The 15,807-nt window shown below is 58.7% G+C and carries 12 protein-coding genes; 6 read left to right on the forward strand and 6 right to left on the reverse strand.

Annotated elements, in window-relative coordinates; translation table 11 throughout:
- Nucleotides 1–722 precede the first annotated feature (722 nt).
- The 3 genes from FHW64_RS26915 (at nucleotide 723) to FHW64_RS26925 (ending at nucleotide 8,000) form a co-directional block, all read left to right on the forward strand.
- Nucleotides 723–5,162, forward strand: coding sequence for an AAA family ATPase (locus FHW64_RS26915; RefSeq protein WP_184531297.1), 4,440 nt, complete (start codon nucleotides 723–725; stop codon nucleotides 5,160–5,162).
- A 210-nt stretch (nucleotides 5,163–5,372) separates the two neighbouring features.
- A complete protein-coding gene (locus FHW64_RS26920) occupies nucleotides 5,373–6,686 on the forward strand; it encodes a hypothetical protein (protein ID WP_184531298.1) in 1,314 nt (437 codons plus the stop codon).
- A gap of 87 nt (nucleotides 6,687–6,773) precedes the next feature.
- Nucleotides 6,774–8,000 carry a hypothetical protein gene (locus FHW64_RS26925; protein ID WP_221220715.1) on the forward strand — a complete coding sequence of 409 codons (1,227 nt, stop codon included), beginning with the start codon at nucleotides 6,774–6,776 and terminating at the stop codon, nucleotides 7,998–8,000.
- 96 nt (nucleotides 8,001–8,096) lie between these two features.
- Here the strand turns inward: FHW64_RS26925 and FHW64_RS26930 are convergent, their stop codons facing one another.
- On the reverse strand, nucleotides 8,097–8,393 hold the full coding sequence (locus FHW64_RS26930; RefSeq protein WP_184531300.1) for a hypothetical protein: 297 nt from the start codon (nucleotides 8,391–8,393) through the stop codon (nucleotides 8,097–8,099).
- 351 nt (nucleotides 8,394–8,744) lie between these two features.
- On the opposite strand from FHW64_RS26930, the gene FHW64_RS26935 reads away from it, so the two are divergent.
- The 3 genes from FHW64_RS26935 to FHW64_RS34780 all read left to right on the forward strand — a co-directional run bounded on the left by FHW64_RS26935 (nucleotide 8,745) and on the right by FHW64_RS34780 (nucleotide 13,562).
- Nucleotides 8,745–10,739 (forward strand): hypothetical protein, encoded by a 1,995-nt coding sequence (locus FHW64_RS26935; RefSeq protein WP_184531301.1) that lies wholly within the window; start codon nucleotides 8,745–8,747, stop codon nucleotides 10,737–10,739.
- A gap of 676 nt (nucleotides 10,740–11,415) precedes the next feature.
- Nucleotides 11,416–11,949, forward strand: coding sequence for an H-NS family nucleoid-associated regulatory protein (locus FHW64_RS26940; RefSeq protein WP_184531302.1), 534 nt, complete (start codon nucleotides 11,416–11,418; stop codon nucleotides 11,947–11,949).
- A gap of 830 nt (nucleotides 11,950–12,779) precedes the next feature.
- Nucleotides 12,780–13,562, forward strand: a complete 783-nt coding sequence (locus tag FHW64_RS34780; protein WP_184531303.1) for an H-NS family nucleoid-associated regulatory protein — start codon at nucleotides 12,780–12,782, stop codon at nucleotides 13,560–13,562.
- Nucleotides 13,563–13,859: 297 nt separating this feature from the next.
- Here FHW64_RS34780 and FHW64_RS26950 read toward each other — a convergent pair whose 3' ends face one another.
- The 5 genes from FHW64_RS26950 to FHW64_RS26970 all read right to left on the reverse strand — a co-directional run bounded on the left by FHW64_RS26950 (nucleotide 13,860) and on the right by FHW64_RS26970 (nucleotide 15,725).
- The gene (locus FHW64_RS26950; protein WP_184531304.1) at nucleotides 13,860–14,093 is read right to left on the reverse strand and encodes a hypothetical protein; all 234 of its coding nucleotides are present in this window, start codon (nucleotides 14,091–14,093) and stop codon (nucleotides 13,860–13,862) included.
- Between the two features lie 10 nt (nucleotides 14,094–14,103).
- A complete protein-coding gene (locus FHW64_RS26955; protein ID WP_184531305.1) occupies nucleotides 14,104–14,301 on the reverse strand; it encodes a hypothetical protein in 198 nt (65 codons plus the stop codon).
- Between the two features lie 385 nt (nucleotides 14,302–14,686).
- Nucleotides 14,687–14,908 carry a hypothetical protein gene (locus FHW64_RS26960; protein WP_409350650.1) on the reverse strand — a complete coding sequence of 74 codons (222 nt, stop codon included), beginning with the start codon at nucleotides 14,906–14,908 and terminating at the stop codon, nucleotides 14,687–14,689.
- Nucleotides 14,905–15,096, reverse strand: coding sequence for a hypothetical protein (locus FHW64_RS26965; RefSeq protein WP_184531307.1), 192 nt, complete (start codon nucleotides 15,094–15,096; stop codon nucleotides 14,905–14,907). Before FHW64_RS26965 ends, FHW64_RS26960 begins: the two co-directional genes overlap by 4 nt.
- A 233-nt stretch (nucleotides 15,097–15,329) precedes the next feature.
- Nucleotides 15,330–15,725, reverse strand: coding sequence for a hypothetical protein (locus tag FHW64_RS26970; protein WP_184531308.1), 396 nt, complete (start codon nucleotides 15,723–15,725; stop codon nucleotides 15,330–15,332).
- Nucleotides 15,726–15,807 lie beyond the last annotated feature (82 nt).

A 15,807-nucleotide genomic window follows, 5' to 3' on the forward strand; every position in this document is an offset into this window, starting at 1 on the left:
CTTCAGACCTGACCGCTTGCGGAACCTGAGCCACCAGGGCCTCACGTCAAATTCAGCGCGAGTAGCGGAAGAGGCACGCCAGGTCGCCCGCAAGGCTTTGCTCAACACTGGCTGCGGGCCTCAAGTCCCCAGACTGCCTTAGCTCAAGAGGCTGAAGAATCCTGCGAGGTGGGGCCCACAGCGCCCGCCAAAGCTAGCGCACAAAAATGCAACATACGTGAATCCTTCACAAACGCATCTCTTGATCTCCGGCTAGGCTTCGCGCACAAATCTTGTGGAGCGAGAGGATCGATGAAGATGTCGCAGAGGTGCTTGAAATGTGAGCATGTCGCAGAGCCCAATTACTCCGAAGCTGCTGTGTGCCCGAACCGCGGCGCGTTCTACGCCAAGGTTATGCAATCGGCAACTTCGATGTCGCCTGCCCCCCAGCCTGCGCCGCACTCAAGGACCTCGCGCATTGAGCCATCGCTGCTAGCTAGCACTGCGACTACCGCAGCGTATCGAGCGCCCCAGAGGATGGATGAGGGTAAGGGCTTTTCTAACAAAGGGAGTGTGATTCGTAGCGACACGCCCAATGCCGATCTCGGCTGGGTAAGACGTACTTGCACCCTCAACCAGTCAACCAACGGACGGGTGCGCATGGCAAGGATACGTCTTCTTTGCCTCCGCGCGGGAGTCACCAAGACTGAGGTAATCCTGCGTCGATATTTGAGGATGGTGACATGCTGAAAAGCATCGAAAGAATCAAGGGGCTCGGCGTCTATCAGAGTTACAGCAAGCCAGCGGGCACACAAGAGTTCGGAATCAAGAATCTCATCTACGGCTGGAATTACTCCGGGAAGACCACACTCTCCCGACTGTTCGCCCAGCTTGAGACCAAGGCGGCTAATCCCGATCTGAGCGGATGCGAGTTCACGTTTGATACTGCAGGTGATTCGATCACGGAGAAGAACTTCAATCGATGCAGTCTGTCGGTCCGCGTCTTTAATTCGGATTTCGTCCGATCAAATCTGCACTTCGATGGCGGGAGCTTCAACCCCATCCTATTGCTCGGGAAGGAATCCGAGGAAGCACAACGAAAGATCGACGAGTTGAGCAAGCGGATCAAGCGATCCGACGAGGTCCAGCGGAGTCTGAACGGCAAGGTCGAAGATCTGAAGTTGCGGATAGCGCAGACCAAAACGGACACCGCGAAGTTCATCCGCCAACACCTGAAGGTCGACCCCTATACAGCCACACATCTCGCCCAGGACGTCGTTGCAGTCGACGTCCTAGAACTCCCGGTCCTCGCGGAGAAGGAACTCGCGGATGCCACTGAACTTGCTCTGACGCCCAGTTCCAAGAGGCCGAACACGGTCGAGGAACTGCGTGCTGAACCGTCGATCGATGTTCTACACAAGGAGGCCGTCGCGGTTCTGGCGGCGATACCAAGCCTCTTCAATACCGTCAAGTACCTTGAGGAAAATCCTGCTGTTGAACGTTGGGTCAAAGAAGGCCTGGCCCTGCATCCCGGGTCGGGACCGTGCGAGTTCTGCGGCAACGACTTGTCTCAGGATCGCCTCGCAGCGTTTCGCGCGCACTTTTCAAAGGATCTGTCGGATCACAATGAGCGGGTTAACGGTCTCCTTGCGCGTGTGAAGGTGGCCGCCTTCAGCCTAAATTGGCCCAAGCCAGCTGAACTCAACGCCCAGTTTCGCGAAGCCTACGCCGCAGCCACCGAAGCACTGCCCAGTGCCATAGATGCATTCAACCGGGCGGTGAGGAATCTCGCTGATGAAGTGCAACGCAAGGCAGACGATTCCCGCAAGTCCATGATGCCCGCACCGTTGGCCGCTGGCCTGGAAAAGGACATAAGGGACGCGGCTTCGGCGGTCAACCTCCTCATCAAGCAGAACAATGAATTGGCCGCGAACTTCGAGAAGGCCAAAGCTGATTCGTTGAAATTGGTTCGATACCACTACGTCCAGCAGTATGTGGACGATCAGGTTGCCACAGGCCTGGAGCAACAGAAGACGAGGCTCGCCAAGCGCTCTGATCGTCTGAAGGCCTATGCCGCAAGACTCCGACCTGAGATAGACCACCTGCAGGCACAGATCAGTAAAGCACAACAAGGTCGAGAAAAGATCAACGAGCGCCTAGCGTCCATGCTGGGTAGTGAGGCAATCCAGATCCAGGTCGTCAAGGATGGGGCAGGTCAGGATCGATTTCAGTTGGTTCGGAAGACGGGAGCCATTGCCAAGAATTTAAGCGACGGCGAGCGAACGGCTGTTGCATTCTCGTACTTCCTGACAAAGTTGCAGGAGATTAAGCCAGCGGAATTCAAGGAGACAATCGTCTACATCGACGATCCCATCTCAAGCCTCGACGCCAATCACATTTTTCAGGTGACCGCGGCAATCCGAGCACTCTTCTTCGAGCAGCAGGACAAGAACTCTCCTTGGCAGACGCGATGCCAACAACTGTTCATCTCCACGCACAACTTCGAGTTTTTCAACCTGCTCAGGGAGATCAAGCCAGCTACAAGCAAGGCAGGCGCGCGGCTATTTCTAATCAGAAGGATTGCCGAGAAGTCTTCAACCCTGGAAGACATGCCTGCGTCTCTCGCACGCTACCAGTCCGAGTACCACTTCCTGTTTGAAGTCATTCACCGCTTCCACAAGGCGCCCGATAAGACTGTCCACGAAGTGCTGATGTTGCTGCCGAACGCCATGAGGCGTTTCATCGAGCTCTACACCTACTCCAGACTTCCTGGGCCAAAGGACTCGGAACAAGTCGATGAGCGCGCCGAAATTCTGTTCGGCGTGGAGCGTGCGAAGCGAATCCTAAAGATCGTCCACTACTTCAGTCACGGCAATACGCTTGACCGACTCGCATTGCAGCCACCCAGGCTTGACGATATGTACGACTTTCGAACTTTGTCACCGATCGACTTTGAACTGCTCGCGCGTGATCTTCTGCAAGCGGAATTGGGTATCACGATGGAGAGCTTCGGCCCGGGAAAGGATGGCGGGATCGATTTCCGCTTCTCCATGGCGGACCAGGATGTGGTGGTACAGGCCAAGCATCATGTGGAGGGTGGGGCGAGAAGCCTTCTCCGGGCCGCGACTAAAGAGGACTCAAAAGTTCTGAAGCTGGCTCCGAGCCGGTACATCCTCGTGACGTCTCTCTCTCTAACCCCAGAACTGAAACGCAAAGTTCTGCAAGCGATGCCGTCCACGCCGGTCCGTGAAGAAGATGTGATAGGTCGCGAGGACCTGAACAACTTCCTGGGCCTCCATCCAGATGTGCTTCGTCAGCATTTCAAACTTTGGTTGACCAGTACTGAGGTCCTTGAGCGAATTTTGCACAGTGCGGTCTACAACCGAACCGACGCTGAATTGGCCCGCATCAGGCAACTTGTTCCCAAGTTTGTGCACAACGCCAGTGTGGCCGAGGCAGAGACGATCCTGGAAGATCGTGGCGCGCTGATCATTGCGGGCGAGCCAGGCGTCGGAAAGACCACCCTCGGTCGAATGTTGCTCTGGCTCCACATGGAGCAGAACTGGAAGGTCTTTGTCGTGGACGATCTGCAGGAGGCCATGGCAGTCAGCACGGCCGGCGAGAAGCGACTGATCTTTCTCGACGATTTCCTGGGTCAGATCAGCCTGACCAACGAACTGCTGGGAAAGGTCGATCAACGTCTGCCGGTTTTCTTGGATCGACTTCGAAACAACAAGGATCTTCGTTTTATCCTGACCACGCGGCTGTATCTTCTCAACCAGGCGCAGATCCAATCGGACAAGCTCTCATCGCCAAGAGTGGCGGCGAGCGAGATGGTGCTGAACGTCGGGGTATATACGCGGATCATCAAAGCCAAGGTCGTCTTCAACCACATTTATTTCTCAGATCTGGTCGAAGAAGAGAAGGCCAAACTCCTTGAGGGCGACTTCTTCCTCAACATGATCGACCACCGGAACTTCAGCCCCCGTTTGATCGAGTTGCTGACTTCCGCGGACTACTATGCAGTGGGCGACGATTCCGTCCAATCAACGGTTTTGCGCGTTCTCAACAACCCCGCGGAGTTGTGGGAGCGGCCATATCGATCGCACTTGAGCGCGGATGCACGATGCCTGTTGTGGGCCATCTTCTTCACCGGCTACTACATCGGAGTAGACCTCTGCTTCCAGTTGTTCAAGCGCTTAGCCCTAAACGCAGGCTACCAAGTTGCCCCGTCAGACGCGCTTGCCCGTTTCCGTACAGGTCTGAAGGAGTTGAGCGGGTCCTTTGTGCTGATCGGAGACCAAGAGATTTCCTTCGCCAATCCTGGCATTCGAGACTTCTTGAGCAAGGTCTTCATCGACGACCATTTGCTTCCAGTTGTCGTCCTATCTGTGTCGACGATGGCCGAGTTTCGAAGCGCCTGGATCTTCTTCAGAACAAACATCGCCGTGTGCCGCAATCAATTTGATGGCCATGATCGGTGGATTGCAGCGATGAGCCGCATTCAAGGGCACAGGAGAACGACTGCGATCGAATCGCTGCGGTACATCTTGGAGATGATTGAACATCTGCCCGGTCTGCACATCCAGAACCTCCTTGACGGGGTAGTCAGTGATTTGGCCTTGCAAGGAATCGAACCCAGAGATCACTACGATTGTCTGTTTTCTTTACGGCAGCTGAAGCGGCTCATACCTCGGACGGATGAGGTTCTTGATCTGACCCGCGAGGCCTTGACTACCGCAGCGTCGAACATGCTATCGAGGGCTGGCGATGACTTGGCCATCGAGAACATTTCCAGCATTGCTAGTGCACTTGAACTCCTTGCTGATCAAGACATAGTTCGGAGCGCGGCGGCCGACGCTCTGCGAAGCTTCATTGCTGGCATGGAGGAGAAGCTCGCGGACGTCTCGTCCAGCCAGGAACTCGACTCACTTAGCGAGGAACTTTCTTTTGCGACAAAGACGTATGGCGTTCCCGTCGATGCTGCGCTGACGCTCGGCATTCAGAAGCGCCGAGAATCTCTTGTAGAGCGGGAAAGCGAAGAAGACAGCGATCCTTACCAGCAGGCTGGCCCGCAGGATGCGGCTAGTGACATTTCGGATGTCGAAATCAAATCGATGTTCGCTCTAATGGCCGACGACCAGTCACCGAGTAGGGGTAGATCGGAGGATGCCGTTGGCTGAAAGTCTCAGCGCGCACGATGTGCTTAGTTCTGCCTCGCCAGATCAAGCACTTCTGGACAGAATCGTATTGAAGGAGAAGCAGGTCTTCGACGGGCTATCGCGCTTTGACCAACCTCGTCCACGCTTGCGTGGCTGGACAATCTGCGCACGATTGAAGAATGCATAAATCTGCAGACGGTAGATTGGCCCGACGACGACTTCAGCGCGCGCTTGTTTGAGATGCCCGTTGCAGGCCTTGTCTATGATCTCGCGCCGTTGATGGATTGGCACGCTCGCCTCACGGAGCGATTTTCCGCACCCTTCGCCAACCGGTTCCGGCAACTGATGCTGCAGGCCAGCTCAATGGCGACTTCGTTTCGTTCTCAAGGCATTGGTGAGGTGGCCGATGCAATGCACAACCTCGCCTCCTTGATTGACTATCTGCAGTTGCGTCGCCGCCACTTTGTCGCGCTCCTGCATGTACTGCCCAAGGCCTGCCGCGGCACCGTCTGCATGGGCCCCCTGGATGCCTTGACCGTGATGTTGCCAATCGTGGAGTTCATGGGAATCCCGATGATGAGTGCGCATGGCGGACTGATGGCGAGGCTGGCGCGTGAAAGTCTCGGTCTGCCCGTCAAAGGCGGCGTGGAGATACCGATGCTGGACCCTGGCTTCTTGGAGCCAGAGCGATCCCGAATTGACGAGATTCGCTGGCAGGAGGAAGGCTACAAGCACTTCTATGCTATGCGGGGGACCCTGCGGTCGGACCGGCTGTTCTCGGCCGCGGAGTTGCGCAATGACATTGCGACGATTGAGGCCGCCTATGCGGAGTTCGACCTCGCCGGCAGTGACTTCGCAATCGCCGCAGCGCTCGTGCGCAGGCTGTCGCGGCAGTGCGTCGTACACGACTTCTGGGTGGAGATTGCACCAGGCATGCTCGAGGCGATGCTCGATGCGGCGAAGGCCCCTTCCGTGTTGCGCGCGGCGCTCCTGCGCCCGGCTTCGAGCTACATGGAGGGGTTGTCGAGCTATGCGCCGTTCGTGCAATTGGACGGCATGCTGCGCTCGACGGTCACCCTGTTGAGTCGCTTCATCTACAACTGGCGTGCTCGCACACTGGACAGCCGCAAGAGGTACCAGATCCGCACCGGCTTCATCTTCGAAACCGTGGTGAAGGACAGACTGACCGAGCAAGGGTTCGCGGTCCAGGAAGTTAAGCGCATCAACCGACGCGAGTTCGACGTGGTCACTGTATTGGAAGGCGTCGTCTGGAACGTTCAGTGCAAGAACAACTTTGTAGATCTGGCTACCGTCGATTCCGACGCCCGGCGATTTGCCCGCTACAACCGCGCGCTCATCAAGGCCTACGAGAAGGCCCTCGACAAGGAGCGCCGACGAGAGCATCTACTCCAAGCCAGACTCTCGATCGCCCACGTCCAACACATGGTCGTTACGCGCTTCCCGGTCGTGTGCGACAACCCTCGCATCGTCCCCTTTAGCCGGATCGACGAGTTTGTGTCGCGAGCACGAGCGTTGCTGGCTTAGACCGCTAGTCCTTGACGCACCTGGCGGTGTGTAGCTCCGTTCTGGGTGAATTCCTGCGAGCGGCGTGAGCATCAAGCCTTAAAAGGCATGGACCGCCGGTTCGGCGTTCTTGCCCATCGGTCTGCGGTGCGAGTGGGTGGTGCCGCGCGAGTCGTTCTGCGCCTGCAGGGTGAGGCACAGTACGGGTTTGGAGGTGTCACGCTCATGGATCGTGGTTCAAATAGCTCGCCGTGGCATCAAGTCACGCGAATTGCCTGGCTTAGTGGCGGACTCGTTGCGGTCAGTCAGCCCGGCCCGCTCGTGAAGATTTTTGCAGGCGTGGGCAATCACGTCCTGCTTGCTCAGTTCAACTTGCGCGCATATCCGGAACTTGTCGGTGCCTTACGTCATTTCGGGTACACGGTGCTCGGAATGACGTTCATCACGTCCACCGACGAGGCTTCGGGATTGGCGTCCCCGCAGTTCTTCGCTCAATCGTTTGAAGGCGTATGGCGCGCCAAGGATGCGCAACAGAACTGGCGGCGAATTGCGTTCCACGCTGGCCACAAGGACATGATGCTGCTATCCGATGTCGCTGCGCGGATTGCTTCGGGTCTGAGTTCCGGTCAGACGAGACTGCAACACTTGTGCCAGGCCTACGCGGTCCAGCTTCGCAGTCAGGTTCGATCGCTACCATTCAAGGCCCATACCCGGTTCAAGGATACGAACTCTCCGACTGTGTACCTTGCGATTCATGCCATGTTCTGGGAACTGGCGGTCTTGCGGGACACTTTGGCAGAGTTTGCCGCTCGATTCGCTTTTGAACTCACTGGCATTGCCACTATGCGTGGCCTGGTTGGAAGCCTCAAGAAGCGCGACGCGGCTAACGAACTTCGAGACGAGTTGCTTGAGGCGTCGAGCGAACACAATCTTGGCTGGTTGTCTTCGTTCTCAGCGTATCGAAATCTGTTCACCCACGGAGCGCCCTTGCAAGACGCAGCGGGTGTGTCATTCGCTGTCCTGGACAACGAGGTGTTGAAGGATGGCGCTGCGGTCCCAATTATCTACTACCCTCTCCCCGCTGACGCGGCAAACCTCTCGCGAAAAAGATCGGCTGGACCGCTGTACGAGAGCTTTGCAGAGCTTATTGGTTCGATCTCAGATAAGCGGCCCACCAAGAACATCGAGCCGGATGCGCTCGACTATCTTGCTGTAACGTTCGATCGCTTGGCAGGGCTCGCCCAGAAGCTGCTACGTTCATCACCTGTGGCTCCTGACGACATCGTGTTGACAGAGGCGGACATTGTCGGAGAGATCAGGGTCGATGGAAGCTAACTCGCTCCTCTATGGTCAACACTCTCGCTGACGCTTCCTGAAGGTCGTGCACCGTGACCAGACCTGGCAGCCGCTTTCGCTGTTGCGAGGCATCAGCTATTCAATTCTGGCCCGCCGCCGGTCTTCCGCGACAAGGTAAACGAGACGCTTTGCGATCACCTCGGCTCGATCCTCCTGGAATAGATCTTCAATGGGGTAGTCGCCGCTGCTGAAGCCGCCGTACTCGACATCTATGTACCAAGCGTCCCCGTTGCGCAGCGAACCCGCCACAGAGCAGATCGCGCTGGCGATGGACTTGTAGATCACGCTTGTGCCGATCTCCTCGTCGCCGCAGCGCACCTGACCGACGTAAACGAAGTCTTCCAGCTTCCCGATACTCAATGTGAGTTGCATGAAATTGCCTCCAAGCGCGAATGTAGCAAGCCCCCAGCGCCTACCGCGCCCCTGGGTCGCTTAGTCCATGTCCGCACACAGGGGCGACTTGCAGCATCTCGCGTCTATGGCCCCCCCAATCCGCTTTCGCTGCGGTGCGCCCGCCGGTTCAAGCGACTACGTCCGCGAGATGGTGAGACTACGGAAGGTTCGTCGTCGACTATCCAACACACTGGCTTACGCCGGATCCCTGCGCTGACGGAGTTTCGAGAGCGAAGCCTCTCGATTTCGTATCGGAGCGGATTGCAGCAGCGCAAGCCAATCTCGCCAGCACCTATTGCGAGATACGAGTGCGGCATAGATGATCCCAATATGGATCATCCCGCAAGCCCCTATGTCGTGCGTCACGTCGAAGTGGCGCCCCGGACATCGCTATCGGATTTGGTCCTCGCTTGGGCAAATGACGCCGAGACCAATGAGCCACGCTGGATCATGGAGCTTGGAAGGGATCGCCGTGGAGCACAGTGCCGATGCCGCTGCCCGAGTTGCGGCGCTTCCCTGACCGCTGTCAATGCGGCCAAGGATAAGTATTTCACGCGTCCACATTTCCGGCATCCGAGCGGTCTGCCGCGCCATGAATGCCTGATCCTGGCCGCTAGGTCGGCGGCGCTGCGACAACTTCTTGAAGAAGGGTTGATCGATCTGCCGCAGCGCAAGGTATCGGGTAAGTTCGTCGGACTGAGCGGTGAGCGGTACGAGGTGTGGCGAACCGCGCCGCCGGCGCGCGTGCGGGTCTCGCACGTTACCTACCAGGATCAGACGCTTGCCGTGCTCACCCTGGACGACGGGCGCACCCTTCGCGTTCGGCTCACCGGCGTGTCCGCGACCATGGATTCGGTCAGCGGAGCAGACGGGCAGGGCTTGCCGACCATCTTCCTGGACATTTCTGATCCGGCCATTGCTGGCATGTCCCCGGACGATTTGCGTCAACGGCTAACGCTCGTCAACAGCTCAATCAGGTGGTGCGCCCACTGGGACGATGCGGTATTGCAGGAAGACGCCGATCGATCGGCTCAGGACGAGGCGGAAGGCTTCCTGGATAGTCAGCCCGAAGGGATCGACCTCCCCGACGACCTGCCGCCAGCACTCAGGCGAGAGACCTTGCTGCATCTCGAGGTCAAGCGGATCCTGGCGGAATCGACGCGCTTCATGGTCCCCGAGTTCGACGTCTCTGTGCAGGTTGAGCACCTCGAGAGGAATTGGCGCTTTCCGGCGCAGTGGGCCGACATCACCGACGTCACGCTGGAGCGGCGATACGGGCGCATCATTCCCGACCTGACCTGCGCCATCAGAACGCCGATCGAACTGGAATCGCAACCCCTTCTCGTCGAGGTCACCGTCACCAATGCCATCGGCGACGAGCGAATGGAGCGAATCCGCTCGATGGGCGCGCCGGCCGTGGAGATAGATCTGAGCAAGTTCGGGGGGCGCGTCTCGCGCGAAAGCCTCCGTGAACTCGTAGTCGAGCGGCTAGATGCGAAGCGGTGGCTCTACCTGCCCATGGCCGACGAAAGGCGGGCCGCGTTGCTGGCGGATTTGCATACGCTCTACCAGGAAGAAGTTCTGCGCGAGCGGAAAAAGCGCGAACGCGTAGAGCGCGTCCTTGCCCGATCGATCGAGCAAGTGGCGTCAGCATACCTGGATGCGGTCACCGCTCACCTCGATGCGCGGATTGCTGCTGGGAGAGACTGGAATTCCGCGGACGCTCAGTCAACGCTCAGCATGACAGCCGAACGGCTCGCTGATGCCGTGGATTGCATGGGTATTCACGGCTACCCCGAGGCTGGGGACTCGGACCTTGTGGGCGAGAAGGAAATCGTCTCGCGCATCCTGTCTATCCAGTTCGACAGGGGCGTCGGCTACGACCTCGCCACCGGATTTCAGGTGGTGAATTCAATTCAGCAAATGAAAGGCCCGCGTGGGCGCGCGCAAGCAATCGTTGCGCTAATTGCGATCCGTGCGTACAAGCCGCGCCAAACGGAAGCGCAGCAAAAGAAGATCAAGGAGTGGGCGCAGGAAGTACGCGACAGCGTGGACGCAGGCGAGGAGAAATATCTGCGAGACGGTCGCTACGACCGCATCCTGTCACTCCTCTTTCCGGAGATGGCCCAGAGTTTGGCCGACCCAATCAAGTCTGGAAAGCGCTTGCCAACCTCGGATGTCGCGCGATCGACCGCCGCGGTCGCCGAAGTAATCGTTTCGCGCGAACCCAATGAGCGAAACTTTTGGCTGCGCGGCCCCGCGCTGGAGGCCTGGAAGGCCGCCAATCCAGAAGCGGCGAGGGCATTCTTTAAGCGTACTCACTGAGTCTTTGGCCTTGCCTCACGTCTGTTGGGGCAACTCGAACTCGACTGTCGACATCAACGAGAGATCCGGTGACCGTCACGCTAGCGGATTCGCGGAGTCGCCCGACCTGTTCAGTTCTGCGCCGTGCTCTCCTCTGCGAGGCCCGCAGCAAGGGACCCCGTTCAGTTCACTCCGGGCGCGGTGCCGCTGGTCGAGAGACGTAGGTCAGTAGGTCAGCATTTCCAGCCCAGAGGGTCTGCAGTCCGGTCGTGAGCAGCCACTGCGTAATGCACCTTCGGTTGTCCGCTAACGCTGCGGTCTTGCCGCGCGGCGGCTGATCCAGGCGGTCCGAAGGGGGCGGGGAGCACCCGTATGGCGTGCCGTTCGAAATTAGCTGGCGAGGGCCCGCCAAGCGCCGTGCGAAGTTTGATGATCGAGAGGCACGAGCGATGGCTAGTACTATCGACCTCAAGTTGAGACGGCGCTTGCTGCAGTTCCGGATGAACGCGTCAGGCGACAGAAGTCGGCGCTGCGCGGCCCTTGGGATGTTCGATTCGCGAAGCTACAGCTGTCTGCCCCACTCTAGGGATGGCGCCAGTTCCTAGCCAACACGCGCAACTGACATCGGTCAGGTGGCGCACAGGGTAACTTGCAGAAGTCGTTAAGCTATGCGGACTTATCGATTTGGAAAGTCACTATGGCTCAGACTTACGCACAGCTTCAGAAACAGATCGCAGCGTTGCAACAGAAGGCCGACGCAATTCGCGCGAGAGAAGTCGATGGGGTTATTGATCGCATCAAAGTTGCGATCTCCCACTATAAGTTGACTCCCGAGCAGTTGTTCGGCGGCAAGGCACCCGCGAGGAAGATGGTCGCTACGAGTAGCCAAAAGGCTTCCCGTAAGACTGCGAAAAGGAGCGAGACGAAGAAAGTCGGTCGAATCTCGTATAGCGACGGCAAAGGCAACACCTGGGGTGGCTGGGGCAAGCGACCGAACTGGCTGCGGGAAGCATTGGCAGCAGGCGCGCCTCTGGAGAGCTTTCAAGTTGGTGCATCGACGGTGAGCTCCGCCAAAACGGCGGCAAAGAAGACTGCGCAGAAGCGCCGTCCTTCGTCGGTGCTTTACAGCGATGGGTCGGGGAAGTCGTGGACGGGCCGCGGGCCTCAGCCGCGTTGGCTCAAGGAAGCTATCGCTGGGGGCAAGTCGCTGGCGGATTTTCTGACTCCCTGACTCCCTGAATCAATGCCTGCACCGCCGAGCCGGCTGGCCGAGTTCACCCTCGACACGGCGACGGCTATGTTGACGGCCCCAGAGCATCCATAGGCGACAGGCCGCCCTAAAGGCTAGATTGATGGCGGGTTTTTGAATCGCGCCGATTCTCCGGGACTGGTCTCGAGAGACAGTCCGCTGGCAAGGCGCCGTCCAATTCGCGAATGAACGGTGTGGCGGCCCGGACAGAGCTGTGACTACGATGTCCCCATCGTGGCGGAGCGGGGCGCCGCGACCTTCGGTGCCGGCGTCCGAGGTCTCGTTCGGACTTGCTCAACAAGATCCCGCAATACCTCGTGGGAGGCGCGCACGCTGCGACGGTGCGGCAGCCGGTAGGGCGCGAACACCCGGATTGGCAACTTCTGAAGCTTGCTTCGTAGATTCGACAGGTGCACAGGCGACCACTTGATAGAAGCCCCATCTGCGTCGTCATCGTGCGCTGGGGCGCGTTCATCTCCGACAGCAGGGCGGTCTCTGTCCGCTTCGTGACGCTGACGATGGCCGTCCCATCCTCGTGCCAGTAGTTCTGCAGCACGTAGATCCAACCAGCTTTCGCGCTCAGCCGTGGCGCGACCACGCAACCGGGCAATACCGGTGTAGATTCGCTGGACCGGCCATACGCCACAGGCCTGCAAGATCGATCAGCGTTTGCAAGCGCACTGGCTAGAATTCCCGCCGCCGCGCGTCTAAGAAAGCTCGTCTTTCGGTCGCGGTTCCTCGACATTCACGCGCCGCTCTCGCCTGCGTTCGCAACGCCAAGCGATGACTCCATCAATCAACCGTTCCACTCAATGACAAAGACCTACGCGCAACTCAAAGCCACCATTGCCAAACTCGAAAAGGAAGCGTCCACGCTACGAGCGGCCGAGACGACCAAGGTGGTTGCGCAAATCAGGCAATCGATTGCCTCATTTGGCCTGACCGTAGAGCAGCTCTTTGGCCGCGGGGCCGAGGCGTTGAAGGCAGCCGCCGGCAAGGCGCTTGGTGGTGGAAGGTCAACCAAGGCACCAGGCAAGGCAGCGCGCAAGGGCGCAGGTATCCCCAAGTACCGTGACCCTAAGACCGGCAAGACCTGGACGGGCTTCGGTAAGGCGCCGAACTGGATTGCTACGGCTCGCAGTCGTGACAAGTTCCTCATCGACCAATCGGGTGTCGATGCAACTTCGGCGGTTGAGGAGGCTGTGGCACCTGTCGTCGCCGTAGCGAAGAAGGCCCCTCGCAAGACCCGCACTGTTGCTGCTCCGGTGAAGAAGTCGACTCGTGCCAAGAAGGCTGTTCCCGCTACTGCCTCGGCTCCCGAGGTCAAGGCTGAGAAGCCAGTTGCGAAGAAGGTTGCCGCCAAGAAGAGCGCTTCTTCGAAGAAGGCCGCGCCGACAAAGAAGAAAGTGGTCGCACCGAAGGCTGCAAAGGCCCCCAAGGTTGCTGCGAAGGCCACCAAGAAAGCTGCCGGCAAGGCTGTCAGGTCACAGCCTGCTGCCAAGACACGAAGCCCGCGCGCAACCACGAAGGGTGCGGCACCCGTTGTGACATCCGCCGCGCCGGAGACGACTGAGACCGGCGCGGCTGCGAGCTGAGTCCTCCGTCAGCCTGTCTAGGTTGAAGAGGCAATTTGATCGGGCCGCTTTGCGGCCCGATTCTTTTGGCGACAGATCGGCAATGACTGGACCGCGCCAGACGGTCACAGAGTTGTGAGTCACTAGCTTCATCGAAGGATTTGCTTGATAGTCGCACCGCATTTTTGGTCCAGCCTTGCCAAGTGGAAATGGGCGACTCCGACGGGGCCTCATTTCAGAATCGCCTTCAGCGCCGCGACCGTGGAGGCGCCACCGAAGCGTTCGTTCTGGAACTTCTGGTAGCCAGAAGAGACGTCTCTAGCGGCCCTGATTCAGCCGCTGCAGCCCCAAGATCGTCAAGTAGGCGAAGCCTCTGTGATCGAGCGCCACGAGGCCGTTCGATGTCAGGCGGCCTGAGCTCAAATTTACGCTTCTGCTTTCGATTTCTTTTGGCGTGGTGGCCAGTCTTTCGAGGGTGCGCCATTGGTCGGCGTTGAGCCGAAGCTTTCCTGCCTGTGCAGGCCTTTCAGGCTGCGCTATCAAGTCCAACATGGTGAGCTTCTCAGACGCATTGGGCAGCGATGCGAAGAATGGATATCCCGAAGGCGACCATGATGGTGGCGACCGCCACTACCTTCATCCATACGCGTTCCTCCGATTCACGCTTGAGGCCGCCTAGCGGAGCAAAGAACGTGCTTCTGTCATGACGCTCTGGCTTGTCGGTCCACCAACCCATACTGGTGTCGTGATCGTTTTGCATGGCGCCGATTGTGTAGTACTTTGGTTTGTCGTCTGCTGTGATGCAGACCGAAAGCCATCGAGGCGCAAACTAGTTCACGCTGCCGTCACTCGACTCGCAGTGAGGGGTAGGCCAGAAGTGACCGTAGCTTGATCGGCGGAGGGCTCGGTCGCATCTGAAGACGGATCAAAGGCTGATCCAAAGACAAGTGTCCGGCGGCTGGAAACGCCGCCGGACCGGGACCGCCGTCATGCTGCGTTTGCCTTCGAGAGGCTGCGATTGCCTACGTGAGAGGCGCACCGGAAGACCCGCCTCAACATTACGCCGCTTTGGCCCGTTCGACCAGCACCCTTCATCGCATCGCCGGTTTTAGTCAGGCGGGACAGGGAGGAGGGGGTGACGCAGCCTACGCCGTGACGTGGATGATCTGTACCGGTCCGATTCCCGAATAAACCGTCTTGCCGGTCTTCAACTCGACAACCGTCCAGCGATCACCCGGGGTGATCTTGTAGTCGCCCGGTTCGAGCGCTAGTTCGATCTCCTCGTGGACATCCGGCCCGAGCCAGGAAGGGGTGCGAAGAACGGACTGGGAGCGGTCGCAGGCGAAAAGATCGAGTGTCTTGCTCACTGACATTTCGGCGCACACACGAGGTGATTCTTGCCGAGGAAGCGCTTCGAGGTCATGGACGTTCTGAGGGCGAACTTGCCGCACTTGAAGCACGACATCATCGATTCGGCGCGCGGGGTGGTGATGATGGATCCCTGCGACTTCTTGACGTAGCGCAGGCCATCTTGGGAGAGCTGGGAGTCGGCCATGGGCGCAAGATTTTACCCGGGTTCAATGGACGGCGAAACCTGAAGGACATCCGAGTGTCTGGCACGGGTGTGGCAATAAGAGAAATGCGACCCTCGCGCTCAGGCGCGGCTGAGGAATAGACCGTCTGCCCGCTCCTCGGCGCGACGAGCGTGTCCGCGCGTTTTTGGGGTCGCCACGCTGAATGCGAGGCGCGGCTATGCCCAGCAAGCAGGGCAGAGGCCGCCACCCCACTTCATTGTGCGGTTGTCTTGGCCTTTCGCGCTTCGACCTTCGCTTGTGCAGCCGCCGCAGCCTTGCCGCCGGCCGCTTCAGGATTCACTTCGCTATTGTTTGCTTCGTCTCCTTTCGGCCACTTCATCATGCCCTGCGGCTTGGACGTGGCCCTATTCTGAGCTGCAACGGCCGCCTTGCCGCCACTGCCTTCAGGATTGAATTCTGAGCTATTGGCCCCATCGCTCACAGGTGTCTTCACCTTGCCTTGAGGGCGGGCATCCACCTCGCCCTGGGCGCGGACTTGTCCCTTGCTATTCGTAATGGGTTGCTGCTCCGAGGACGCGCTTGTCGGATTCTGAGCATAGGCGGCCGCCACGAACAGGGTGGTGGTCATTGCCAGGAAGAGTTTGTTCATTGCATCTCCTTGCGAGCTGGAATCGACGCGACTGGTCGTTCGTCAGCATCTCAACCATATCTCCAATGTGTGGTCATCTGGG

The sequence above is a fragment of the Variovorax sp. Sphag1AA genome (assembly GCF_014192575.1).
Taxonomy (GTDB): domain Bacteria; phylum Pseudomonadota; class Gammaproteobacteria; order Burkholderiales; family Burkholderiaceae_C; genus Variovorax.

What these genes read in the sequence shown, in the direction of transcription:
- FHW64_RS26915 (WP_184531297.1), top strand. Translation starts at nt 723, where the DNA reads ATGCTGAAAAGCATCGAAAGAATCAAGGGGCTCGGCGTCTATCAGAGT.
- FHW64_RS26925 (WP_221220715.1), top strand. Translation starts at nt 6,774, where the DNA reads ATGGACCGCCGGTTCGGCGTTCTTGCCCATCGGTCTGCGGTGCGAGTG.
- FHW64_RS26930 (WP_184531300.1), bottom strand. Translation starts at nt 8,393, where the DNA reads ATGCAACTCACATTGAGTATCGGGAAGCTGGAAGACTTCGTTTACGTC.
- FHW64_RS26935 (WP_184531301.1), top strand. Translation starts at nt 8,745, where the DNA reads ATGGATCATCCCGCAAGCCCCTATGTCGTGCGTCACGTCGAAGTGGCG.
- FHW64_RS26940 (WP_184531302.1), top strand. Translation starts at nt 11,416, where the DNA reads ATGGCTCAGACTTACGCACAGCTTCAGAAACAGATCGCAGCGTTGCAA.
- FHW64_RS34780 (WP_184531303.1), top strand. Translation starts at nt 12,780, where the DNA reads ATGACAAAGACCTACGCGCAACTCAAAGCCACCATTGCCAAACTCGAA.
- FHW64_RS26950 (WP_184531304.1), bottom strand. Translation starts at nt 14,093, where the DNA reads ATGTTGGACTTGATAGCGCAGCCTGAAAGGCCTGCACAGGCAGGAAAG.
- FHW64_RS26955 (WP_184531305.1), bottom strand. Translation starts at nt 14,301, where the DNA reads ATGCAAAACGATCACGACACCAGTATGGGTTGGTGGACCGACAAGCCA.
- FHW64_RS26965 (WP_184531307.1), bottom strand. Translation starts at nt 15,096, where the DNA reads ATGGCCGACTCCCAGCTCTCCCAAGATGGCCTGCGCTACGTCAAGAAG.
- FHW64_RS26970 (WP_184531308.1), bottom strand. Translation starts at nt 15,725, where the DNA reads ATGAACAAACTCTTCCTGGCAATGACCACCACCCTGTTCGTGGCGGCC.